Raw genomic sequence first — 24,961 nt, forward strand, 5'->3', positions numbered from 1 at the left:
AAATGTGCTAATTCTTGTAATTTGCAAATAATATGAAGATTTACTTAGAACCAAATAAAAAAATTTACTTCGCTTCCGATCAGCATTTTGGTGCACCCACGCCGAAAGAAAGTAAAGTTCGGGAGGAAAAATTTATCCGTTGGCTGGACGAAATAAAAGCTGATGCGCAGGTTTTATTTTTAATGGGCGATCTGTTTGATTTCTGGCATGAATGGAATCATGTGATTCCGAAAGGATATGTTCGTGTTCTGGGCAAATTGGCAGAACTCAAAGATTCTGGGATTGAACTTTTTATGTTCGTGGGAAATCATGATCTCTGGATGAAAAATTATTTTGAGGATGAAATCGGATGCAAAGTTTTTTTTGATAAACAGTATTTTGAGATCAATGGAAAGAACTTTCTTCTTGCTCACGGCGATGGTTTAGGTCCCGGAGACAAAGGCTATAAAAGAATGAAAAAACTCTTCACGAATCCTTTTGCACAGTGGGCTTTCAAATGGTTACATCCTGATATCGCAATGAAAATGGCTATTTATTTTTCTACTAAAAATAAGATGATTTCTGGAGAAGAAGACAAAGCTTTTTTAGGCGAAGACAAAGAATTTCTCATCATCTATTCCAAAGAAAAATTAAAGACTGAACAAATAGATTATTTCATTTACGGTCATCGACATTTGCCAATGGTTTTGGATTTAGAAAATGGGAAAGCCTCTTACATCAACCTTGGTGACTGGATATCTTATTTTACGTACGGGGAATTTAGCACTGAATTTGAATTGAAAACTTTTGTTCATTAAAATTTACATCTCTACTTTAAATGAACGATATTTTTAATCTTAAAACCGAAGAAGAATTTCAACAGAACTGTCTGGAAACCTTTAGATTCCAATATGGAAACGTGGAAGTTTACAGAAAGTTTGTGGATTATCTGAACATTGATGCAACCCAAATTCAGGAAGTGGAAAAAATTCCTTTTCTGCCGATTGAAATGTTCAAAAATCATACGATTTTAGACCAAAATAAATCAACTGCACTTTTTTTTCAAAGTTCCGGAACCACGCAGATGAATCTTTCTAAGCACTGGATCTGCGATGAAAAGCTTTATCAGGAAAGTATTCAGAAAAGTTTTGAGCAATTTATCGGCAAACCGGAAGAATATATTTTCCTCGGTTTGTTGCCCAGTTATTTGGAAAAGCAAAATTCCTCCTTAATATATATGGTAGATTTTCTCATGAAAAAGTCTGGGAAACCAGAGAACGGATATTTCCTTTATAATCACGAAGAACTTTTAGATTTATTACAAGAACTTTCAGCGGAAAATAAAAAAGTTATTTTATTCGGAGTTTCCTTTGCACTTTTAGATTTTCTAGATTTTGCGAAAACAAATCATCACCTCATCGAATCATCAAATCAACTAATCATCATCGAAACGGGCGGAATGAAAGGCAGAAAAGAGGAAATGACCAAAGATGAACTCTTGAAAATTTTCCACAAAGGTTTCGGAACAGAAAAGATTTACTCCGAATATTCTATGACCGAATTGCTTTCTCAGGCGTATTCTTTAGGTCAAAACATTTACGAAAGTCCGAACTGGATGCGGATTCTCATCAGAAATACAGAAGATCCTTTTTCTTATGTGGAAGATGGAAGAAATGGTGCGATCAACATCATCGACTTAGCGAATCGTCATTCTTGCAGTTTTATTGCGACGCAGGATTTGGGCAGAATCCTTATGGATTCTGAGATTCCTCACTGCGTTCGGAATGACAAAGAGGTGGAAAAGATTTCTCACTCCGTTCGGAATGACAAAAAAGTTTTGTCCAATCAATTTCAGGTTTTAGGGAGGATTGATCATTCCGATATTCGCGGGTGCAGTTTACTGGTTTCTTAATTTAAAAATCTAATGCTAAAAGTAGAAGAACTTACCTATAATTATATCGCTCAATATTGTGATTTTGAGAAGGATCTGGTCTTGACGAATCATTTTCATTCGGATTGGGAAGCTGATATTTTGATTATTAATGAAGATGGACTCAGTCACGAAATTGAAATTAAATTCTCCAAAGCGGATTTTAAAAACGATTTCAAAAAGCAATATCAAAATCAAAAAACCAAAGAGAAATTCTTAAAACATGATAAAATTTCATGTGGCGATTATCCTTGTAACCGTTTCAGTTTTTTGTTGCCACAAGGAATGGTCGAAGCGGACACGATTCCGGAACATTGTGGGATTATTGAATTTTATCATAATCCTGATTCCTGGGAAACGACCTTCACGGTCATCAGAAAACCTTCAATTGTTCACACTGATTCATTTTGGAAATTTTTCGATAAAAATTTGATGCTGAAAATGATGGCAAGAAATCTATTTTATAAAAAATTAGAAGCAAAAGGGAAACTGGAGGAACTCATTTTGCCCCCGAAATTTATTACTAAAAAATAACCTTTTCTCTAATTGATCACCGACTAGCAATTTTTCAAAATTGTTATCTTTACGGAAATATCAACTCATGAACTTGAATAAAATAAAAATCATTCTTTGGTCTGTCGGGATTTTAATGGTCGTTTTCTTAGGATTTTTTCTTTATCAAATGACGCAGAGCGAATCCATCAACTCGATGATGACGATTTTAATGTTGCTTCTGGGATTGATCTTAGGTGGAGTTATTGCGTTTTTAGCCTCAAAGAAATTGGCTTCGGAACCTGCAGTAATTACAGAAAGTTCTCATACGATTGCAGAAAGTATGCGCAAAGTTTTTAAAGTAGTCGCCGCGGAAGGTCATTTCAATGAAATTTACAACTACGAAGAAACTACGAAGCTCCTTAAATTTATTCCTTCTACTAAAAAAGCCTTAGTCATTATTCAAGCCAAAGTTTTAATTGGTTACGATTTCGAAAAATTTAAATGGGAAGTTGATGAGCTAAACCGAAAAGTAAAACTCCTCAGTTTTCCAGCACCAGAAATTCTTTCTACGGAAACAGATTACAAGTATTATAATATTGAGGAGCAATTCTTTAATCTTTTCAGCAAAGATGATTTGGCCAAAATCCAGAAAAACGGAAAGCAACAGGTGATAGAAGCGGCTAAAAAATCTCATCTTCCCGAAGTTGCAGCAGAACAGATGCAAATGCTTTTAACCGAACTTTTAAATGGTAAAAATTTCGAGTTAGATAATCCTTCTAAAATTAGCGACAGTAAAAATCTGATCAATTACAGTCCGATGGATGCGCCATCTGCTTTTTCAAGACCATAATCACCCCTCACATTTTGTTTAAAGATGTGAAATATCACGACCTAAGCCTTGAAAAATTTTTGAGGTGTATGGTGATTCTTTAATATCTTTTGTTATTTTTACCACCTAAATTTTATATATGATGAAATATTTTTATACCTTTTTATTGGCTGTGCTAATGCCGTACTTCGCTGTAGCACAACAGACTATAACCTATTCTGTGAGTCCGCCAACCTTTGATGAAACAGAAGCAATTACCATTACTTTTAATGTAAATGAGGCAGCGTTCGGCGTTGCAACTTCTCACAGTCTTTATTTATGGGCTTGGTCCATAGACAGTGCAAATATTCAACAAGATAGTCCATCTAATGGTGCTTGGACGGCATCTAGTCCTGTGAATAAATTGACCTATGTTTCCAGTTCGGCAGGTATTGGAACATATACGTACACCATGAATACAGTGAAAACGTATTACGGTAGAACCAATCCTTTGACGAAAATCGGAATGTTGGTGAAAACTGTAAATGGATCCGCACAGTCACAAGATATTTTATTGAATGTAGGTAAGTTTCAGTTCAATCTGACTAATCCTCTTGCAGGAAGTATTAATGTGGTTAATTCTGGAACCGTAATCAATATTACAGGAACGTCTTCTTTAGCAGCTAATTACCAAGTGAAACAAAATGGCGTAGTTGTCTATAACAGTACAACTGCTTCTACTGCTTTAAACTATGCTTATACCGTAACACAAGACGCAAACATAGAAGTTTTGGCTACAGATCCTGCAGGAACCAGCACCGTAACGAAAAGTTTTACCGTTTCTGTAGCAATTCCTGTTGAGCAAGCTGCAATTCCAGCTTATATGAAACAAGGAATTTCTTATGATCCAGCAGATCCTACCAAAGTGGGACTTGCTTTATTTGCACCTTTGAAACCTTTTGTTCATGTGATCGGAAGTTTTAATAACTGGACTGTGAGTGCAAATTATTTAATGAAAAAAGACACCACGAATCCTAATTTATATTGGTTAGAAATCACGGGTTTAACACCGGGGCAAGTTTATACGTTCCAATATAGAACGGCAGACGGAATTAAGGTTGCAGATCCTTATTCTCCATTGGTTCTTTCCCCTTATGATGATCAATATATTAATCAGAACGCCTTGGTTTATCCAAATCTTCCAGTCTATCCGGCAGGTCAGAACTTTGAAGTTTCAGTGATTCAGACTGCAAAAGCAGCTTATCCGTGGGTTGTTACTAATTTCACGAAACCTGCGAAGGAAAATTTAATTATCTATGAATTGTTGGTGAGAGATTTCACGGCAGAAAAAACTTGGCAATCTGTTATCGATAAGATTTCTTATTTAAAATCATTGAATATTAACGCCATCGAGTTAATGCCCGTTATGGAATTTGATGGTAACAATTCTTGGGGTTACAACACCGCTTTCCACTATGCTTTAGACAAAGCGTACGGAACGCCAGAGAAATTTAAAGAATTTGTAGATGTTTGTCACCAGAATGGAATCGCGGTCATTTTAGATATCGCTTTAAACCACGCGACAGGGAGAAATCCATTAGAAAGAATGTGGATGGTAGATCCAGATGGAGATGGTTTCGGTGATCCAGCGGCAAATAATCCTTTCTTTAACCAAATTGCACGTCACTCTTATAGTGTTTTCAATGATTTCAATCATTCTAAAGCCGAAACTAAATATTATGTAAACCGTGTCTTAGAACAATGGATTAAGGAATATAAAGTAGATGGATTCCGTTGGGATTTAACCAAAGGGTTCACGCAAAATTGTACAGCAGGAGATGATGGCTGTACCAATGCATATCAGCAAGATCGAGTAACAACTTTAAGAGGTTACGCCGATAATCAATGGAGTTATGATCCTACTTCTTATGTTATTTTTGAGCATTTAGGAACTGATTCCGAAGAAGCACAATGGGCAAACTACAAAGTAAGTGAAGGAAAAGGTGTAATGATGTGGGACAAACAAACTGGTCCATATAATCAAAACACCATGGGTTACGCAACAGGAAGTAATTTTAACCGCGTTAATTTCTCGGCACATGGTTTCTCGGAAAGACGTGCTGCAAGTTATGGAGAGAGTCATGATGAGGAAAGAATTATGTACAAGAATTTAGTTTCTGGAGCATCTACGACGGGTTATAATGTAAAAGATTTAAATACTGCCTTAGAAAGACAAAAAGCCTATGGTGCCGTATTTTTAACGGTTCCAGGTCCGAAAATGATTTGGCAGTTCGCAGAATTAGGATTTGATAAAAGTATTTTCACGTGTGAAAATGGAGTGGTAAATACACCAGATGATTCACTTGCGGGAGATTGTAAATTGGATCCCAAACAATCTGCATTCGGGTTAAGTTATGATACCAATGCTGCCAGAAATTCAGTTAAAGAAACATGGGCAAAGATATTAGAACTACGTTTATCCAATGATGTTTTCAATACCAAAACCTTTGTGGTAGAATCTGGAAATCTAATGCCGAGAATTTTTGTGTACAATAACACCACTTCAAGTGCCTTGAAAAATGTGGTTATTCTTGCGAATTTCACCTTGACTTCTCAGAACATTGTTCCAAGTTTTCCTTACACAGGAAACTGGGTTAATTTAATGGACAACACATCATTCCCTGTTGGAAGCACTACGGCTCCAATTACCATTGAACCCGGTGGATTTAGAATCTTCGGAAATGCTTCTGCTTTAGCTACTGATGAAATTAGTGGAAATAAAAACACCGTTTCTTTGGTATTAACCGAAAATCCTGTAGCGAATGGAACTGCAAACCTTCGATATGCGAATGCTAAAAATGGTCAAATCGCAATCTATGATATGACCGGAAAATTAGTAAAAGAAGTGCGAGCTTCTAAAGCAAACGGTGATGAAGCAGTAAACATCAATGGATTGAAATCTGGTGTTTATTTTATCCAATTAAAATCGGACAGTGGAGTAGCTGCTGCGAAAATGATAGTGAAATAAATCCTTAACAAACCATAAAAAGCGGTTCTCCAATTAGGGGAACCGCTTTTTTTTTTGTGATAAAACTAAGGTTGACTTCTGTGCCGACTCTAATAATAATTTCTGTGGAGGTTTTTTTTGGTAAATATGATTTAGTAATGAAAATCTTTCGGGCTGTGTTTGATGTAATCTTTTAAAACTTTCATTTGCTGCATGCTCCCGATATTCACCAGCTTTTCATAGCGGTCTGGACTCGTTAAATAGATTTTTTGAAAGACATGATTTGCTTTTACAATGGCCTTTGGAAAATAAGAAAAGGCTTTTGAAGGCTTTGCAATCTGTAAACGTTTTATAATTTCTTGATCCAGCAAAAACCAATTGGTACTTTGATGGAGATTATGCAACATTTTTCGCTGAAAATTATATTTGTAAATGGTGTTTTCTAAATTTTCTTCTAATAATGAAGCTGCTAATTGCACGGAGTCCGCATCACCTTCATCCTGAATGGTGGTCCACCAATAGAATTGTTCTACGGCTTCTTGCCGATTATTGGCAAGATATTCCGCTGGAATTCCTAAGAGATAACCAATGTATTTCCAAAGGTGAAAAACACCTTCTTCTTCCTGCTCAGAAATTTTAATTCCCAATCGTTTTATTCCTTGTAAAAAAATAAGTGAAAATCCAAGATTGGTCGCAATCATATCCCAAGAATTGATGGGTTCGCCCCATTTTTGATAATCCCAATCTTTGGCTTTTTCTTTAATTTTTAAACGTGCATAAGAATGCATTAATCTGGTGCGAACAGCGAGTTGATATGCTGTAGAATTATGATCTAATGCGTTTTCCCGCGTGACGTTTATCCAAAATTCTAGTGTGTCTTTTAATCGTTTAACGGCTCCTTTTTTCAAAGCGCCCGTAAAAATCAAAGGTTTATTCAGATAGGCAAAATCATAACCGCCCATTAAAGTGAAATCCCGCAAAACAATTAAAGCATTATTCCCCGTTCGCATGGAAAAACGCGCGCCACGATTCGCAATTTCTGCATCAAACCAGTCGGGAACTTCCTGCATTTGTAAGAATAGGTTTCGCAAAGATTCGGGAGCATTGCTTTCAGGGGTTAGTTTGGTCGTGGAAAATTGATTGATAAGTGAACTAGCTTCGCTGTATGGAAGTTTTAGATAGGTGTCTTTTACCACTTGATCCCCCAATTCATCCACTTGATGATAGAGGTGGTGGTATTTGTAAAAGTTTACTTCTTTGGGTTTTACTTTTGCCCACGTCAGCAGTTCTTTTCCGCTGCCAGATTCCCAATAATTTTTAAAGTGCGGTGCGTTGTTGAATTTTGGTTGCATGTTTATTGGCAAAGGGTTATTAACTGGGATTTCTTCATCAATTTCTAAGCCGTATTTCCTGTAATAGCGCAATATTGCAAGAGGGATCGCAAGGGAAATCCCGCAGGAGGGGCGCGAGCGAAGGGAGCGCCGATCCGAGGAATTGAAATGAAGAGCCCGACCCGAGAAATGGACTCGGTAGGTGAGGGACTTGCCCAAATTATTTTACCAAAAAAACCTCCCAAATTTCGAGAGGTTTGTAGTGATAAATGCTACTATTTGTATTCTACAAAGAAGCAGAATGTACCAATAAGTCAGCTAATTTATTTGAATATCCCATTTCATTATCATACCAGGAAACGATTTTCACGAAGTTTGGAGACAACATTATTCCCGCATCTTTATCGAATACAGAAGTTCTTTTTTCTCCCACGAAATCTTGAGAAACTACGGCGTCTTCTGTGTATCCTAAAATTCCTTTAAGTTCACCTTCTGAAGCTGCTTTCATCGCTTGACAAATTTCTTCGTAAGATGTTGCTTTTTCTAATCTTACTGTTAAATCAACTACAGAAACATCTGCAGTAGGCACTCTGAAAGACATTCCCGTTAATTTTCCGTTTAAAGATGGAATTACTTTTCCTACTGCTTTTGCAGCACCTGTAGAAGATGGAATAATGTTATTCAAAGCTGAACGTCCACCTCTCCAATCTTTCATTGATGGTCCATCTACTGTTTTTTGAGTTGCAGTAGTTGCGTGCACAGTCGTCATCAAACCTTCTATAATTCCGAAATTGTCATGCATTACTTTCGCGATCGGCGCTAAACAATTTGTGGTACAAGATGCATTAGAGAAAATTTTGATATCGTCTGTTAATTCTTTGTGATTTACACCCATTACAAACATCGGCGTATCATCTTTTGACGGCGCAGAAAGAATTACCTTTTTCGCACCCGCGTTGATGTGCGCTTGAGCAGTATCTTTAGAAAGGAATAAACCTGTAGATTCTACAATATATTCTGCACCTACTTCATTCCATTTTAAATTATTTGGATCCTTTTCTGCAGTCACTCGGATTTTTTTTCCGTTAACAATAAGGTCATTTCCTTCTACAGAAACTTCTCCGTTAAAACGTCCGTGTACGGAATCATATTTTAGCATATACGCCATGTATTCAGCATTGATGAGGTCATTGATACCTACTACTTGAATGTTTTCTCTTTCCGCCATAGCGCGGAACACAAGACGTCCAATTCTACCGAATCCGTTAATTCCTACTTTGATTGTTGACATAATTTCTATTTTAAAATTAAATTTATTATTTGTTAGATGGCCAGGATTTCTGAAATTTTCAATAATTCCTGATCCAGTTCATTGTGTTTTTTAATGGCTTCTTCAATGGAAGTATAAATGAGTTTGTTAGACTGCATTCCGGCCATTACGTTATTTTTCCCTTCCATTAAACCGATTACTGCTCCATAACCAAGTCTGCTTGCCAATACTCGGTCTGCACAACTTGGAGAACCACCACGTTGGATGTGTCCTAATACAGTTACGCGAATATCATAATCTGGAAATCCGTTTTGGGTGGCTTTCGCGATGTCATAAATGCTGCCTAATTTTTCACCTTCTGCTACTACGACGATGCTTGAAGCTTTTCCAGCTTTTTCTGCACGTTCAAAAGTGGCGAATAAATCCTCGATGCTGTCTTTTCTTTCGGGAATTAAAATATCGATGGCGCCCGTGGCTAAACCACTATTTAGAGCGATGAATCCCGCATCTCTACCCATTACTTCTACAAAAAATACTCTATTATGAGAAGTTGCGGTATCCCTAATCTTATCAATGGCTTCCATGGCAGTGTTCAGTGCCGTATCATAACCAATGGTGTTATCTGTACCGAAGATATCATTGTCCACTGTCGCGGGAACTCCAATAATCTTCACGCCAAATTCTTCTGTGAAAACTTTTGCGCCTTTGAATGTTCCGTCTCCACCAATACAAACAATACCGTCTATTTCATGTTTTACGCAATTGTCGTAGGCTTTCTGGCGACCTTCTTTGGTCATAAATTCCTTTGATCTGGCAGATTTTAAGATCGTTCCGCCTTCTGTAATAATATTTTTCACGGAACGAGGGCCCATTTTTGTGAATTCCCCGTGGATTAAACCGTTATAGCCTTCCCGAACGCCAAAACACTCGATTTTATAATAACTGGCCGTTCGCACCACCGCTCGCAAAGCTGCGTTCATACCAGGTGAATCGCCACCCGAGGTGAAAACCGCAATCTTTTTTACCGCACTTTCTTTCATACAAAAAAATTTCAGCACAAAAATACGAAAACAAGTTTAGAAATTAAAGTTTTGGCAGGATACATTTGGTAAATTATCAGTATTATTGCAAGATGTTACGAAAAAGAAATAATCAAAAATTTCTTTCAACTGTTTTAGCAGTTGCCTATCTTTTCGTGGCTTTATTCTCCCAAAACTTTCACCAGCACGAAAGTGGCGTCTTATTTAAAGATTTTAATTTTAAAAAATCAGATAAAACATTCTCGCAAGGTGTTCATGCCGAAGCTTACTCTGATTGCCTTTCCTGTCATCTCTTGCATGATGGAAACGCAACAGTTTTAGAGAATGCTGATTTTCCTCTAAACAACCTTGCCTTAATTCAAAAAGGCATTTTTGAAATTCAAGTAGCAGGGTATTCTCAAACCTATTTCTATTTTAACCGTCGAGGTCCGCCCGTAAGTTTTAGTTAACAACTGTTTTTTTTGAGGATGAACGGAATTGATTTTAATCAAGGTCCATTTTCATCAATAATTATTACTAAAACTAAAATTTAATGAAATTTATAGTAAATGTTCTGTGTTTCCTTTTGGGAATTACGTGGACTAACGCACAAAATACCTACAAATTGTCGGGAACGGTTACTGATTCTCATGACAAAACTTCTCTGCAGAACGCTAAAATTGAAATAGGAAACTTCACCGTAATGACTACTGAAAAGGGAAGTTTTGTAATAAACAATATTCCAAAAGGAAGTTATGTTTTGTCCGTTTCTCATCCAGATTGTGCCCCTTTTAAAGAGGATTTAATGGTTACTAAAAATTTGGAAATTGATATCCGTTTGGAACATCATGTTCAAGATATTGAAACGATAACGCTTCACGGAACTCATAAAAATTCTGGTTCAATGGTGGTGAAAACTTTAAATCAGGTAGAAATTGAACGAAATTCAACCGAAAATTTAGGTAATTTATTGACTAAAATATCTGGAGTTTCTACCCTAAAAACTGGAAATAATATTTCAAAACCTATTATTCATGGGCTTTACGGAAGTAGAATTACCATTATTAACAATGGAGTAAAAATGGCCGAACAGGAATGGGGTGTGGAACATGCTCCGAATGTTGACATTAATAATTTTGCCCATATTGATGTTATAAAAGGAGCTTCGACCTTAAAGTATGGAGGTGATGCAACTGGTGGAGTTGTGGTTTTGGAGCCGGAAGTTTTTAAAGCAAAAGATACATTGCGCGGTTCTGCGAATCTTTCTGGGATTTCTAATGGACGGGGAATAGGACTTGATCTCTCTCTAATAAAAACGTGGAAAGACGGGTGGGGAATAAAGTCTGGTGGAAGTGTAAAGAAACTTGGGGATCAAAAGACGCCAGATTATAATTTGGTGAATACGGGAATGGACTTTTCGTCTTTTAATTTTACGGTTCAAAACAATACTTTTGCCAAAGGAATCTCTTTCGATTACTATTTAACGAATCAAAATATCGGGATTTATCGCGGATCGCATGTTGGTAATTCAAAAGATTTTTATAATGCGATCAATTCTCAGATTCCTTTTTACACGGGTTCTTTTTCTTATGACATTGATAATCCGAAGCAAGCCATTGAACATCATATCGCGAAAATTTCTGCTTTTAAAAGATTTGATAATTTCGGAAAAGTTTCTGCAACATACAGTTTTCAATATAATCACCGACAGGAGTATGACATTCGAAGAGGCGAACTAAAACAAATTCCTTCACTCGATTTGGCATTAATGACTCATCAGTTTAATATTAATGATGTATTGGAACGTGAAAAATTCTCGCTGGAAAGTGGTGTTGACGCGGCTTTCCAGAATAATTACTCCGATCCAGCCACGAAAGCACGGCGGCTAATTCCGAATTACGATCAATATTCTGCAGGAATTTATTCTGTATTTAAATATAAATTACTGTCTAAAGTGAATGTAGAAGCAGGTCTTCGGTACGATTATCGTTTTTACGATGTCACGAAATGGTATGATAAAAGTGATTGGGAAAAATTATATTCTGCACAATATCCCGAGTTCTATAGAAGAACAAATGCAAATCGAATTCTAACCCGGCCGCAGCTTGATTTTCAAAACTTATCTTTCAATGCAGGAGTAGAATTTCATCCGTCTGGAAACTTTAATCTAAAATTCAATTATGCAAAAGCTTCCAGAACTCCCAATATTGCTGAGCTTTTTTCAGATGGGCTTCATCATTCTGCCTCAGTTATCGAAATTGGAGATTTAGGTCTTCAAAACGAAACAAGTCATCAATTTAATTTGATCGCAGATACGAAGGTCAATATTCTGAAAGGGTTACAAATATCTGTAAATCCATATTATTCAATCAACAAAAATTTTATTAACCAAATTCCTACAGGAATTCAGAATACCATTCGCGGCGTTTTTCCTGTGTGGAGTTACAAGCAGATCGATGCCACCCTATTTGGTGCAGACATCGATATTGACTTTCAACTAACCAATCATTTTTCTTATACAGCAAAAGGAAGCTATGTTTACGGAGAAGATGAATCCAATAAGGAACCTCTAATTTTAATGATGCCGCCCAATTTTTCCAATGCGTTTCAGTTTAATAATTCAAAATCGCGAAATTTCTACGTTAATGTAGAAAATCAAACGTTTTTAAAACAGACCAGATTTCCCATTCACAACAGTGCAGTTACCTTTTTTGAAAATGGGGAAGAAGTGGTAAAAACGGTGGATTTCAGCACGCCGCCAAAAGGCTATTCCCTCTGGAATTTGCAAGCAGGAATTGATGTGGCAAAGAATTTTTCTGCAGGATTAACCATTAATAATGCCTTCGACGTTGCTTATCGCGATTATCTCAATAGAATGAGGTATTTCGCGACAGAAACCGGTCGCAATTTCATTTTAAATTTCAGATATAAGTTTTAATCTGAATAATTCAATTTTTATCAATCAATTTTAAATTTAAACAACATGAAAAATTTATTTCACAACAAAACGATCTTTACTTTATTAACAGCATTGATTTTATGTTTAACGATCCTATCTTGCCAAAGAGATGATGCGGCAGAAGATGATATTCCACAAGAAGAATTAACCAATATTGTGCTAAATGTAAAGAATTTAAGTACTCAGGAAATTACATCATACAATTATAGTGTAGGTGCAGGAAGCGCACCTGTTGTCAAATTAGTAAATGGGGTTTCGTACGAAGTTAGAACTACGTTTTTAAACGGAAGTGAAGATGTAACTCAAGAAATAAAAGATGCCAAAGACGAACATTTTTTAATTTTTGATTTCCCAAGATCGCAGGTTAATCTCACTAGATTAGATACCGCGGAATCTACTGGAACAAATGGAAAGGTTGGGCTTATCACCAAATGGGAAGTAATAAAAGTGGTAAATAGTCCTTCTCCGCTTTTAAAAGTAACCTTAATTCACGAACCTGCAACAGCAAGTGAAAGTCAAAACGGAACGGCTTGGGGAAGTGTAACAGGCGGCGAAACTGATGCCGAAGCTACTTTTCAGTTAAGTAACTAAATATATAAGGTGCTTAAATTACCTGCTTTTACCAAAAGGCAGGTTTTTTTTATGATTCTTTATGAGATAATTAATTTTTAATTCCGATGTAAATACTTACTTTTGCAACCTAAAATTTCAATCAATAACAATGAACGTTACAGCGACAAACCACGATGAAGTAAGCGCGTTACTTACCGTTACTTTAGATAAATCAGATTACAAAGGAAATGTTGATAAACAACTGATGAACTATGCCAAAAACGCACAAGTTCCAGGATTTAGAAAAGGAAAAGTGCCATTGAGCCTGGTGAAAAAACAGTATGAAGCTGGAATTGCTTTTGAAGAAATCAACAAGCAGGTTTCTGAGGCGTTGAATAATTACGTAAAAGATAATAATCTGCGTTTGGTGGGACAGCCGGTTCCACAACCAGTAGATGAAATGGATCATAATGCAGAACAACTTTCTGTAGGATTTGAGGTTGGTTATGAACCAGAATTCACCATTGATCTTTCTAAATATGAAGCTCCACATTATAAAGTAGAAGCTTCTGAAAAAGAAATTAATCAAAGTATTGAGAATATGCAGAAACGTTTTGCGGAACAAGTTCCACAAGATGAAATGGCAGATGATTCTTACGTCGCTTTAGAGATTATTCAAGTTGTAGAAGAAGATGCAGAAGGAGCACACAATCACCCACCAAAAAATGTGGTTGTAAATGCAGAGAAAAAAGAGGCTTTCAAATTAGTAAAAGATTTGAAAAAAGAGGGCTCTGTAAAAGTTTCTAGAGAAGAATTACAGAAAAATGAAGATTTAGCGAAGGAATTAGGTTTCGGAAAAGAAGAAACGGATCAACTTCACCACAAAGAAATCGAAGTAAAAGTAAAAGATTTCTACGGTCTAAATTTAGCAGAACTTGATCAAGAGTTATTTGATAAAGTGTATGGTGAAGGTACAGTGAAGTCTGAGGACGAACTTAAAGCTAAGGTTAAAACGGAATTAGATGAATATTTTCAGCAAAATGCAGATGTTCATTTCGTAAACAAAGTTTTGGAACAAATTAATGAGAAAGAAGAGGTAAAATTGCCAGAAACTTTCTTGGTAAAATGGTTGGTATTTAGCAATGATCAAGTAAATACAGAAGAACAAGCGAAGGTTATTTTAGAAGCGGAAAAAAATCAATTGAAATACCAAATTTTAGAAGGTAAATTGATGAATGATAACGAGATTAAATTGGATTATGAAGATGTTTTAGCGCAAGCTGAGCAATTGGTAAGAAATCAACTGGCGATTTACGGAATTCACCATTTAGCGGATGAAGAAGTTCAAAAATATGCAGTAGAAATGCTTAAAGATCAGGAACAAGTTCGTCAGATTTCTTCGGAAGTGGGAATGGCGAAATTGAAAGATGTTATCTTGGAAAAAGCGACTAAAAAAGAGACTTCGATTTCTCATGATGAGTTTTTGGAGGTGATTAAAAAGTAATTTTTTCCTTTTAAATATAAATGCGTTCCAATTTACTGGGACGCATTTTTTGTTGATTAAGTCAAAATAAATCGTATATATTTACCGCCCTAACTCAACTTACCAATTGTATGATAAAAATTTACTCGCAACGCTTTTTTGCTCTTTTTGCATTTCTCATTATTGTACTTTCCTGTAGAGGAGAACGCGAAAATGGAATAACTTCTCCGCCAATTCAAATTGATGCTCAAAACCCAGCAGTACCACAAAATCTTTCGGCGAGTGCGATCACAAAAAATTCTTTTACTTTGTCTTGGTCCAGCTCCACTGATAATGTGGGAGTTCTAGAATATATCGTAAATGTGAATAACATCACCATTACAAGTAAAGAAACAACTCTTAAGATTAAAGACTTAAACGCATCAACGCTACACCAAATTCATGTAAAAGCAAAAGATGCTGCCGGAAATATTTCAGATGCCTCATCATCAATTAATGTCACCACACTCTCTGGGGAAGTTGATGTTTATGTTTCCGGATATTCACAATATTGGAAGAATGGAATTTCGAATGTGTTACAAACTTCGAACGATTTCGCCGTTTTTGGCCATGCAATCTTTGTAGCAGGCGATGATGTTTATAATTCTGGATATGTTTCAAAAGGAACTATTGATACCTACAGAAGAGTTGCCGCCTACTGGAAAAATGGGAATCTTAATTTTTTAGAACCGAGTAATTCAGTGCAAAAAAGTAGCGCGGAAGATATTGCGGTAAATGGTAATGATATCTATGCGGTTGGATCAGTTTCAGAATCTGCACCGTACCGCTATTACAAATGTTACTGGAAAAATGGAGTGAAAACAACTTTACCCAATTCTGGCAACACGAGTTATACCGATCCTGCACCTTCAACAATAAAAGTGGAAAATAATGACGTTTATATAGCGAGCTCCATATGGAATAATTTTTATAAACCCGTCTACTGGAAAAACGGAATAATGACTCAACTTTCTTATTCATCAAACATTAGCGCTGCGACCGTGCGGTGTATGGATGTTGAAAATGGAGATGTTTATATCGGTGCATCTGGTTCTAAAATAGGCAATGTAAGAGTTGGTTTTTATTGGAAAAATAATGTGATCAATGAATTAATAGATTGCGAAGGAATTTATTGTATTGATGTAATAGGTGACGATATTTACGTGGGTGGAAATACCTCAAGCGGGAAAGTTGCCTACTGGAAAAATGGCATTAAAACCGAAATGCCTTTTGGCAGATATATGACGGGTCTGAAAGTCATTGATAATGATGTCTACGCATTAATAGGAAAATCTTCGGAGTATGACAGCAGTCAGAAAGTATATAAAAACGGAATAGAACTCTTAAATTTTAATAATGTAGCATTTACCAATTTATTTGTACTCAAAAATAAGAACCCTGAGTTTTTAAATAAAACGTCACGTAAAAAACAAAAATTCATTCCAATGCTCTGGAACAGATTTTTTTGCTTCCTGTAGAATCAGTAACTGAATGAATTGATATCTTTATTGGTGACCAAATAGGTTTCAAGTTCAGCGAGACAATTGGTGTTAATTTGTAGATCAAGAGTAATATGGAGCATTTCCTCTTTCTTTTCGAAGCCAGTTTCATTGAGGCCTTTGGAGATCTTTCTAATGTTTTCTATAATACCTGCTTTTTTATGGAATAATTCTGTGGGCAAAATTAATTTAAGATTTTTATTGTGATTTTGCGGCAGATAATGTTTTGTTATATAATTCGCGCTGTAAATGATAAGAAGTGCCGAAATAAGAAATGTAAACGCAATATACACTTCGCCAAAACCAATCGCCATTCCAATCGCAGCGGCAATCCAAATAATTCCCGCTGTGGTTAGACCGTAAACATTAAAACCACTTTTAAAAATAACACCAGCTCCTAAAAATCCAATTCCACTTACAATGTATGAGGCAATTCTGGTTGGATCACCGGGACCGGCAAGTTTGTAAGAAATAATAGAAAATAATGCGGAACCCAAACAAATCACGGTAATGGTTTTTAACCCTGCGGATTTATCTTTCATTTCTCGTTCAAATCCCAGAATCATTCCTGCAATCAGTGCAATGATGGCTTTGTAAATATCTAATAATTCAAAATGCTCTGACATTTTTTTTATTTAAAGATAGAAATTTTCTAGGAATTGTATTCCTTTTCCCACTCGTCTGCAGCATCGCAAAGGGTGGTGTAAAATTCTTCGCCGTATTTTCGGATCAATGGAGTTCTTAGAAATTTATAGATGGGCACCTTTAATTCTTTGCCAAGAATACAAGCATCGTTGCAAACATCCCATTCGTGGTAATTCATTGCGGTGAAAGTGGAATATTCTGTTGCCCGGATCGGATAAAGATGACAAGAAATTGGTTTTTGCCAATCTACCGCTCCGTCTTCGTAGGCTTTTTCGATACCACATTTCGTAATTCCTTTCTCATCAAAAATCACATAGGCGCATTCTTCGCCATTAACCATGGGCGTAACAAAATCTCCATCAAGCGGATCAATTGCCCACGTTCCTTGCTCTTCTAAAGCTTTCACGCCTTCTGGTCTAAGATAAGGCTTAACTTTCTCAAAAATCCGGTCCAATATCTCTGTTTCATTTTTGTCCAAAGGCGCACCTACATCTCCAGCAACGCAGCACGCACCTTTACATTTGGAAAGGTTACACACAAATTCCTCAGAAAAAATATCCTCGGAAATTAATTTATCATTGATTTGAATCATTTCATTATATATTAATGTTAAAATAATTGGTCAGTTTAAAAATAAACAGACAAAAAAGAAGTATCCAAAGTCCCAGTTCCTTAATCCAATATTTTGGCAAAAAGCGCAGCGTTCGGCTGATCATAATCGAAGCAGGCAAAGCGATGAGAAGGAGATATTCATAATTAGTCCCCATGTATAAGAGAATGGAAATTAATTGCGCAAGCGTAAAAACCAATAAAAAGGAATATTTAAATTTACTGACCGGACTTTTTAAATTGAAATGCCGAAAGTGATCAAACACTGCATAGATGATGAGCAAAGCAACCGGCGTGAGCCACATATAATTTTCTAAATTGGGGGACATTTCTAATTTTGCAAAAGGAAAATAAACGGGATCCCATGAATTTAAATGAAAGTAATAAGCGATACTGAAATAGGAGATAGCAATTAAAAGCATCCCAAAAAATAACCGGAAAAAATGCAATCCTATCCTATCCGATGTTCCAATAATATGCATCACCACAAAAATAGACATGGGCCAAGTTGTCGGCAGAAATACGAAATTTAAGGCCAAAAGCGAACCTACCAATAAATAAGAATTTTTTCTGATAGCCATGTCAACATTCGTGAGCAAGAGCAAAATGATGGCATTGGTGAATAGAGAAATGGCGATTCCAATATCCAAATCTCCAGGATATAGTGCGAAAATAAAAGCAGTGTATAAAAATAAAGGCAGGTGCGACTGATAATTTAAGGCGATTGCATTAAAACAGAAATAACCCAGCGCTACCCCCGCAAAAGTTATTAGGGCAGAAATAAGATCTAAGGTATTGAAATCTAAAAAGTTAAAGGCAATTACAATTAAAAGAAGTACGCCAATATAGACCGGGATAGAAAAAATATTGCTTTCTTTAGAAAGTAATCGAAACATTTTTTATAAATTTGTGCAAAGTTAATTTAAAAAAGGAAAAAAATGACGTCTTTCTTCTTATTCTTAAGTGACCTCTTCAGATGGTCTTTCCAAATTTTTTCCTTCGCAGGAAACTTTATTAATTGGATTTTATTCTTCGTAGCTGCAGCGCTTTTCACCTATTGGTGTTATGTGTTGTTCACAACTTTAGGTGGGAACAAAGACAAAGAATACTTTTCACCTACAGAAGGGCATTTTCCTTATTATGATCCCAAGATCTACAAAAAACAAGACTAAATAATTGATACTTATATTTATTATAAAATCCCGCATTCTTTATGATTGCGGGATTTATTTTATTATAATTTCTAAGCTTAGTGCATCGGCAAAACCAAAACAGGAATAGTAGAGCGACGCGTTAATTCTTTGGTTAAACTCCCCACAAATACATCATAAATTCCACTTCTTCCGTGGGAACCCATCACCAAATAGTCTGCTTTCTTTTCTGCGGCATAATCCAGAATAATATCGCCCGCAACTCCTTGTTTTAATAGGTGTTCACAATCTACTCCTTGCGCAATAATTCTTTGCTCCAGCTTATTCAATTGCATCAGTTCTTCTTTAATTTCATTCTCTTCAACCTCTGGGAAATATTGAAAACCCATGTCTCCAATTGCAAATCCAATATCAGAAGGCGCTACATGAATCAGGCAGATTTTACCCTGAATCTGTTGTGCGAATTTTACGGCATCATTGACTAGTTTTTCAGTAGACTCGCCGAAATCTACAGGTAAAATTATTTGGACCATAGCTATAAATTTTGTTTCTTAAAGTTACGAATTTTTTCAACCTAAAAAAAATCGCACTTTAAATAATTAGAACTACCGAAGTTTAATCCCCTAATTATTTATTGAATTCTTACTGAGAAAAGTTTATTCTTTTCTAAAAAACCTTCCAGAACATCATTCTCCGCAACTTTGCCAACACCTTTTGGAGTGCCTGTGAAAATTAAATCACCAACGCGTAAAGTGAAATATTGTGACACAAATTCGATAATTTTTTCGGGAGAAAACAGCATCATGGAGGTATTTCCAATTTGAACTTCTTCTTTGTTCTTTTCCAAAGTAAAATTCAAGTTTTTTAAATCGAATTCATTTTTATTAAAGAATTCTGAAACTACCGCGCTTCCATCAAAACCTTTTGCTAATTCCCACGGCAAACCTTTTTCTTTCAGTTTGCTCTGTAAATCTCTCGCCGTGAAATCAATTCCCAAACCTATTTCCTCGTAATATTTTGGCGCATTTCCTTCAGAAATATATTTCCCGCCTTTAGAAATTTTTAAAACAACTTCTAATTCGTAATGGATATCATTTGAAAATTCCGGAATATAAAAGTCACTTCCTTTTTTTAAAACCGCCGTATCAGGTTTCATGAAAATAACTGGATTCTCCGGGATTTCGTTGCCGAGCTCTTTGGCGTGTTCTGCGTAATTACGGCCGATGCAAATAATTTTCATTTTAGTAATAAATTAAAGTTCTGGTTGCGAGAGAATATTTTTTTTGATTGAGAAATGTTGTCCTTTGCTTCCAGTTTCCTTTTTCATCATAAATATAGGTAAAATCATACTCGTACTTTGGATCGCCTCCTAAATTCTGGGTCGTTTTAACGGGATCACATTTCTTATTGAATCTATTTTCTGTTACTAAATTTCCAAAATTTTGTTTTGAAAAAGCGAAACATTTATTATCGTAAGTTGATTGAATTTGAACTTTATCAATATTTCCATCAGATGCAATTATTTTTTCAGACGAATTAACAATTCTGTTTTTTTTATCATACTCATAAACTCCATTTATGATTTCGGTCCCTTCTTTCAGATAATAACCTTGATCAGGATACTCCATATTCCCTTTCTGAATATATTTTGAAGTGCTGGTTATTTTGTCAATATTTTTTTCAGTAATAAGCATTACGGAATCACTTGGATATTCGTAAAGCGTAAATGAGTTAGTCGAAAAAAATTCTTCCATTAAAATAGGAACCCCCTTTTCGTTATAACTGATCTCCTTTCTGTGAATTAAAATTTCGTCTTCTCCAAAATTAGATCGGTATCGTTTATCTGTAATTATTTTTCCCTTGTTATTGAAAGCGTTAAATTCAATTCTTTTATATTGTCTTGCACTGTCACTTTTAGAAAAGAATTGCTCAGTGCTCTTCACAGATTTAACTTTGTCTTGCAGATTAAGTCTTATCCAGTCATTAGATGCCAAATATCGAAATTGGCTGAATACTAGATTAGAAACGCATAATAGCAAAATTGGAAGTATTTTCATCTAATGACTTTTAATAAAAACTATTTTCGAAATTCATTACTACAGTAATAACAATGATAAAGATGACTTTTCGCTTTGATGGGAAATCCCAGAAATAAAAGGGTTACTCCAAACAATCCACCTGGGTTTTCATCTCTGTATAGATGATTGGAACCACATTTCGGACAAGTGAAATTAAACTCGGGTTCAGAAATGGTGTGCTCTACTTCCAGTTGAGTATGTTCGTTTTCTAAAAAGTTTTTCAAGATCTGTTCTGCTTTTTCTTTCTCATCTTCAAAAACTTGAAGTTGAATGCCGCCTAAAGCTTGTGATAAAAGCCAGTCTGATTGAATCGTTTGTTCATTCGCAATATAACTTTGCACGCCGTTATCGGCCAAAATCTGTTTATCTCGGTTGGCTTCCAGACTATTTCCGTAGTATTTAAATTTTATCAGAGATGCCATACTTACATTTTATTACGAGTTTGAATATATTTTAGAATTTACTTCGAAGCTGGATTCCGGTAAGAACTTTCTTCGTGTACAAAGGAAAATCTGCATTTTGAATCCACGCGTAATAGCCCAAATCTTTCTGAAAAACTTCTTTCACCTTTTGACCTTTGTATTTTCCGAAAGCAAATATCTCCTTGTTATTTTCATCAAAATGAATCATTCCCGCTAAATCTGCAAATTTACTGTGGAAAGAAAAATCACTCAAGCCAGCAACATCTTTGGGTAGGTCTTCATAACGCCCAACTTGGGCATCTAAAACTTCAAATGTTGCCAAAACATCAGCTTCTGCCGAATGAGCATTTTCCAAGGTTTTGCCGCAGTAAAATTTATAAGCTGCGGAAAGATTCCGCTGTTCCATTTTGTGGAAAATGGTTTGTGCATCTACGAGTTTAAATTTATTCAAATCGAAATCTAATCCTACACGCAAAAATTCCTCCGCTAATAGGGGAACATCGAATCGGTTAGAATTGAAACCCGCCAAATCACATCCAGAAATCATTTCTTGTATTTTCGGGGCAATTTCCCGAAAAGTAGGTGCATCTTTCACTTTTTCATCCGTAATTCCATGGATGGCGGAAGATTCTTTTGGAATGAGCATTTCTGGATTTACCAACCACGTTTTGCTTTCCCGTGAAGCATCTGGATTAACTTTAAGAATACAGATTTCTACGATTCTGTCTTTGGAAATATTGATTCCGGTAGTTTCTAAATCGAAAGTACAAAGCGGTTTATGGAGTTTTAAATTCATATTGTAATCTGAAAAATTGATAATAAGTTAGTTTGATAATTTAACCACGAAGATCTAAGAAAGTTGCTTTTGAAAAAATAGAGATATGAACATGTAGTAAATAATTGCTAAAGGGATGCCGACTGTTTTGAAGATGGCTAAGATGAGGAGAGCGCCAATTAATAAGGCGATTTTTGGATAATTATCTGCCAACTTCATGGATTTAAATTTTAAGGCAATCATTTTGATGGGCGAAATTAAAAGCCATGAGGAAATGATGGTCACTAAAACAAGTAGCGCCGCGTTTTCAAATAGAAATGCAAAAGAACCGGTTTCCCGAAAGGCAAAGTACAACCCAAAAATAAGAATGGTGTTAGAAGGGGTGTTTAAACCTTTAAAATAGTACATTTGTTCCTCATCTAGATTAAAAATGGCCAATCTTAAACAAGAAAATAGCGCAATTAATAGCCCGAAATATTTAACTTCAAAAGGTAAATCTATTCCTAAAAGTTGAGTTCCAAATGGCTCCAAAGCCTTGTACATGGTAATTCCTGGCAATAAACCAAAAGTCACCATATCTGCAAGAGAATCCAGTTGAGCGCCTAAATTAGAATTGGACTTCAAGGCTCTTGCAATAAATCCATCAAAAAAATCTAAGACTAAAGAAAGAATTATACAAAGCGCGGTAATTTTATAATTTCCCGTGATCAGGTTGATAACTCCAATGCTTCCGAAGAATAAATTCGCAAGAGTAAAAGCGTTTGCGAGGTTATTTTTAATAAAATTCATAGAAGCAAAAGTAAGGTTTTTATTAAAATGAAAGTAGGGCTTTTTCCTCAAAATACCTTTTCCCGTTTATAACTGGTTTAATGTAAATTTGTGCAAAGTTTCACTTTCGTTTATGAAAAATATCAGATTACAAGAGATTATCGCTCTTTTCTACCGAATTTTTTTAGCCTTCGTATTTTATCAGATTGCACGTTTTCTATTTTGGATTTTTAATAGAAATCTCATCAAAATAGATTCTATAAGTGATTATTTAAATGTTGCTTTTCATGGAACTGCCTTTGATACTACGGCTATTCTTTACGTTAATTCCGTTTTTATTCTTTTGAGTTTATTGCCTTTGCTCATCAACACGAACAAAGTATATCAGAAATTTCTATTCTACTTTTATTTTATAACCAATGGAATCGCGTACGGAATGAATTTTGGGGATTTCGTGTATTACAAATTTTCGCAAGCAAGATTAACAACTGCCGCTTTAAATGTGGCACAAAATGAAAATAATTTAGGTAAAGTATTTATCGTCTCGGTTTTAGAAAATCCTTTTGTAATTTTTTGGTTTATTGTTTTGATGATTTTCTGGATTTTCCTTTATAAAAAAGTGAAAGTAGAAGAGGTGAGGCCTACTAATAAAATCATCTATTTTGTGTCTACGGTCGTCACATTATGCCTTACTGCGTTGCTTGTAGTTGGTGGTATTCGTGGAGATTTTAAACATTCTACGCGTCCAATTAATTTAGTAGACGCAAACAGATATGTAAAAAATCCACTGCAGGGAAATGTGGTTTTAAACAGTGTTTTCTCTTTTTTCCGAACTTTAAATACCAATAATTTTAAAGAAGTTCAGTTTGTGAACGAGCAGTTTATTGCCGAAAACATCAAACCTTATAAAATTTATCCCCGAGATTCTGTAGAACCAAAACCCAATATTGTCATCTTTATTCTGGAGAGTTTTGGAAAAGAATATTCCGGCGCTTTCAACAAAAATACGGATATTAAAAACTTTGTGTCTTACACTCCATTTATAGACAGTTTAGCCGCAGAAAGTTTAATTGCCACACAAGCTTACGCCAATGGAAGACAATCTATCCACGGAATGAGTTCCGTTTTAGCTGGAATTCCAAGCTTGAAAGATGCTTTCACAAGTTCTCCCTTTTCCAATCAAAAAGTTCAATCCATTGTTTCAGTTTCTAATGAAATGGATTATGATACCTCCTTTTTTCATGGCGCACCTAATGGATCAATGGGATTCTTAGGATTTGGAAATATTTTGGGATTTGATCATTATTACGGAAAATCGGAGTATAATAATAATGATGATTTCGATGGAATTTGGGGAATTTGGGACGAGCCTTTCTTTCAATATTTTGCTAAAACTTTGAGTCAAAAGAAAAGGCCTTTCCTGGCAACTATGTTTTCTGTTTCTTCTCATCATCCATTTAAAGTCCCAGAAAAGTATGCGGGTCAATTTAAAAAAGGGCCTCTAGAAATTCATGAACCTGTCGGTTATACGGATTATGCGTTAAAAAAATTCTTTGAAACTGCGAAGAAAGAGGCATGGTATCAAAACACCATCTTCGTTTTTGTGGCAGATCATACCAATCAAGTAGGTTATCCTGAATATGAAAAGGCCATGAACCGCTTTGCAATTCCTATTTTGTTTTATTCTCCCAATCCAAAATATAAATTGAAGGGTGAAATTACCGAACCTGCACAACAAATGGATATTTATCCCACGTTAGTAGATCTAATGGGTTATAATAAAAAGATCAGAAGTTGGGGACGAAGTTTAGTAAGTGAAAGGGAGGAGGATTACCTCATTGTAAATTCCAGTGGGGCGGAACAATTCATGATTGGGAATTATATTTATTTATTTGATGGCAAAGATTTCCTCGGAATTTATGATTTAAAAGATTTAGGCCTTGAAAATAATTTGAGGGGAAAAGTTTCTAATCCCGAAATAGAATTGGGAAAAATGAAGAGCAAAGCGTGGTACCAAGATTACATGAACAAAATCATCAACCGAAAATTGAATTAGGAAATTAGGAAAAACCAAACGATTGTTTAAAATGGCAATCATCTTTTGAATACTTTAAACTGTATGTTGTGAATAATTTTAAATTT

General features: G+C 35.5%; 24 protein-coding genes. 12 read left to right on the forward strand and 12 right to left on the reverse strand.

Translation table 11 applies throughout. The features are described 5' to 3' along the window. Nucleotides 1-32: 32 nt before the first annotated feature. From RCH13_RS12655 to RCH13_RS12675, 5 genes are all read left to right on the forward strand, one after another. Entirely contained in the window at nt 33-797 is a 765-nt protein-coding gene (locus RCH13_RS12655) for a UDP-2,3-diacylglucosamine diphosphatase (RefSeq protein WP_326987611.1), read from the forward strand. Between the two features lie 20 nt (nt 798-817). Further along, on the forward strand, nt 818-1,891 hold the full coding sequence (locus RCH13_RS12660) for a LuxE/PaaK family acyltransferase (RefSeq protein ID WP_326987612.1): 1,074 nt from the start codon (nt 818-820) through the stop codon (nt 1,889-1,891). A gap of 12 nt (nt 1,892-1,903) precedes the next feature. Next, entirely contained in the window at nt 1,904-2,443 is a 540-nt protein-coding gene (locus RCH13_RS12665) for a hypothetical protein (protein WP_326987613.1), read from the forward strand. 67 nt (nt 2,444-2,510) lie between these two features. Beyond that, complete coding sequence (locus tag RCH13_RS12670; protein ID WP_326987614.1) at nt 2,511-3,254, forward strand: DUF4230 domain-containing protein; 744 nt, start codon at nt 2,511-2,513, stop codon at nt 3,252-3,254. Between the two features lie 118 nt (nt 3,255-3,372). Next, nucleotides 3,373-6,240 (forward strand): alpha-amylase family glycosyl hydrolase, encoded by a 2,868-nt coding sequence (locus tag RCH13_RS12675; RefSeq protein WP_326987615.1) that lies wholly within the window; start codon nt 3,373-3,375, stop codon nt 6,238-6,240. Between the two features lie 131 nt (nt 6,241-6,371). On the opposite strand, the gene RCH13_RS12680 is transcribed toward RCH13_RS12675, so the two are convergent. The 3 genes from RCH13_RS12680 to pfkA all read right to left on the reverse strand — a co-directional run bounded on the left by RCH13_RS12680 (nt 6,372) and on the right by pfkA (nt 9,860). Further along, nucleotides 6,372-7,643, reverse strand: a complete 1,272-nt coding sequence (locus tag RCH13_RS12680) for an oxygenase MpaB family protein (protein ID WP_326987616.1) — start codon at nt 7,641-7,643, stop codon at nt 6,372-6,374. 193 nt (nt 7,644-7,836) lie between these two features. Further along, the gene (gap, locus tag RCH13_RS12685) at nt 7,837-8,841 is read right to left on the reverse strand and encodes a type I glyceraldehyde-3-phosphate dehydrogenase (RefSeq protein ID WP_326987617.1); all 1,005 of its coding nucleotides are present in this window, start codon (nt 8,839-8,841) and stop codon (nt 7,837-7,839) included. Between the two features lie 32 nt (nt 8,842-8,873). Further along, nucleotides 8,874-9,860, reverse strand: a complete 987-nt coding sequence (gene pfkA, locus RCH13_RS12690; protein ID WP_326987618.1) for a 6-phosphofructokinase — start codon at nt 9,858-9,860, stop codon at nt 8,874-8,876. 92 nt (nt 9,861-9,952) lie between these two features. Here pfkA and RCH13_RS12695 point away from each other — a divergent pair, with 92 nt between their 5' ends. From RCH13_RS12695 to RCH13_RS12715, 5 genes are all read left to right on the forward strand, one after another. Then, the gene (locus tag RCH13_RS12695) at nt 9,953-10,309 is read left to right on the forward strand and encodes a hypothetical protein (RefSeq protein WP_326987619.1); all 357 of its coding nucleotides are present in this window, start codon (nt 9,953-9,955) and stop codon (nt 10,307-10,309) included. An 83-nt stretch (nt 10,310-10,392) separates the two neighbouring features. Continuing rightward, nucleotides 10,393-12,777 carry a TonB-dependent receptor gene (locus RCH13_RS12700; protein WP_326987620.1) on the forward strand — a complete coding sequence of 795 codons (2,385 nt, stop codon included), beginning with the start codon at nt 10,393-10,395 and terminating at the stop codon, nt 12,775-12,777. Nucleotides 12,778-12,822: 45 nt separating this feature from the next. Beyond that, a complete protein-coding gene (locus tag RCH13_RS12705) occupies nt 12,823-13,389 on the forward strand; it encodes a hypothetical protein (RefSeq protein WP_326987621.1) in 567 nt (188 codons plus the stop codon). Nucleotides 13,390-13,519: 130 nt separating this feature from the next. Further along, on the forward strand, nt 13,520-14,854 hold the full coding sequence (locus RCH13_RS12710; protein ID WP_326987622.1) for a trigger factor: 1,335 nt from the start codon (nt 13,520-13,522) through the stop codon (nt 14,852-14,854). A 110-nt stretch (nt 14,855-14,964) separates the two neighbouring features. Further along, nucleotides 14,965-16,350 carry a fibronectin type III domain-containing protein gene (locus RCH13_RS12715; RefSeq protein ID WP_326987623.1) on the forward strand — a complete coding sequence of 462 codons (1,386 nt, stop codon included), beginning with the start codon at nt 14,965-14,967 and terminating at the stop codon, nt 16,348-16,350. Nucleotides 16,351-16,352: 2 nt separating this feature from the next. On the opposite strand, the gene RCH13_RS12720 is transcribed toward RCH13_RS12715, so the two are convergent. The 3 genes from RCH13_RS12720 to RCH13_RS12730 are packed head-to-tail and all read right to left on the reverse strand — an operon-like array spanning nt 16,353 to nt 18,521. Next, nucleotides 16,353-16,997, reverse strand: a complete 645-nt coding sequence (locus RCH13_RS12720; protein ID WP_326987624.1) for an MgtC/SapB family protein — start codon at nt 16,995-16,997, stop codon at nt 16,353-16,355. Nucleotides 16,998-17,023: 26 nt separating this feature from the next. Beyond that, nucleotides 17,024-17,608, reverse strand: coding sequence for a DUF3109 family protein (locus tag RCH13_RS12725; RefSeq protein ID WP_326987625.1), 585 nt, complete (start codon nt 17,606-17,608; stop codon nt 17,024-17,026). 4 nt (nt 17,609-17,612) lie between these two features. Continuing rightward, entirely contained in the window at nt 17,613-18,521 is a 909-nt protein-coding gene (locus tag RCH13_RS12730) for a DUF6427 family protein (RefSeq protein WP_326987626.1), read from the reverse strand. A gap of 42 nt (nt 18,522-18,563) precedes the next feature. On the opposite strand from RCH13_RS12730, the gene RCH13_RS12735 reads away from it, so the two are divergent. Then, complete coding sequence (locus tag RCH13_RS12735) at nt 18,564-18,797, forward strand: hypothetical protein (RefSeq protein ID WP_326987627.1); 234 nt, start codon at nt 18,564-18,566, stop codon at nt 18,795-18,797. Between the two features lie 77 nt (nt 18,798-18,874). Here the strand turns inward: RCH13_RS12735 and RCH13_RS12740 are convergent, their stop codons facing one another. The 6 genes from RCH13_RS12740 to RCH13_RS12765 form a co-directional block, all read right to left on the reverse strand. Then, on the reverse strand, nt 18,875-19,309 hold the full coding sequence (locus tag RCH13_RS12740) for a universal stress protein (RefSeq protein ID WP_326987628.1): 435 nt from the start codon (nt 19,307-19,309) through the stop codon (nt 18,875-18,877). Nucleotides 19,310-19,407: 98 nt separating this feature from the next. Further along, the gene (locus RCH13_RS12745; RefSeq protein WP_326987629.1) at nt 19,408-20,016 is read right to left on the reverse strand and encodes a fumarylacetoacetate hydrolase family protein; all 609 of its coding nucleotides are present in this window, start codon (nt 20,014-20,016) and stop codon (nt 19,408-19,410) included. Nucleotide 20,017: 1 nt separating this feature from the next. Continuing rightward, on the reverse strand, nt 20,018-20,833 hold the full coding sequence (locus RCH13_RS12750; protein WP_326987630.1) for a hypothetical protein: 816 nt from the start codon (nt 20,831-20,833) through the stop codon (nt 20,018-20,020). 20 nt (nt 20,834-20,853) lie between these two features. Then, entirely contained in the window at nt 20,854-21,276 is a 423-nt protein-coding gene (locus RCH13_RS12755) for a hypothetical protein (RefSeq protein WP_326987631.1), read from the reverse strand. Nucleotides 21,277-21,307: 31 nt separating this feature from the next. Continuing rightward, complete coding sequence (locus tag RCH13_RS12760) at nt 21,308-22,072, reverse strand: 3'-5' exonuclease (protein ID WP_326987632.1); 765 nt, start codon at nt 22,070-22,072, stop codon at nt 21,308-21,310. A gap of 54 nt (nt 22,073-22,126) precedes the next feature. Then, nucleotides 22,127-22,840: a CDP-alcohol phosphatidyltransferase family protein gene (locus RCH13_RS12765; RefSeq protein ID WP_326987633.1), complete on the reverse strand. Its 714-nt coding sequence runs from the start codon at nt 22,838-22,840 to the stop codon at nt 22,127-22,129. A gap of 112 nt (nt 22,841-22,952) precedes the next feature. On the opposite strand from RCH13_RS12765, the gene RCH13_RS12770 reads away from it, so the two are divergent. After that, nucleotides 22,953-24,875: an LTA synthase family protein gene (locus RCH13_RS12770; protein ID WP_326987634.1), complete on the forward strand. Its 1,923-nt coding sequence runs from the start codon at nt 22,953-22,955 to the stop codon at nt 24,873-24,875. Nucleotides 24,876-24,961: the final 86 nt, after the last annotated feature.

The sequence above is a fragment of the Chryseobacterium sp. MP_3.2 genome, from assembly GCF_035984805.1.
In the GTDB taxonomy this organism is placed as follows: domain Bacteria; phylum Bacteroidota; class Bacteroidia; order Flavobacteriales; family Weeksellaceae; genus Kaistella.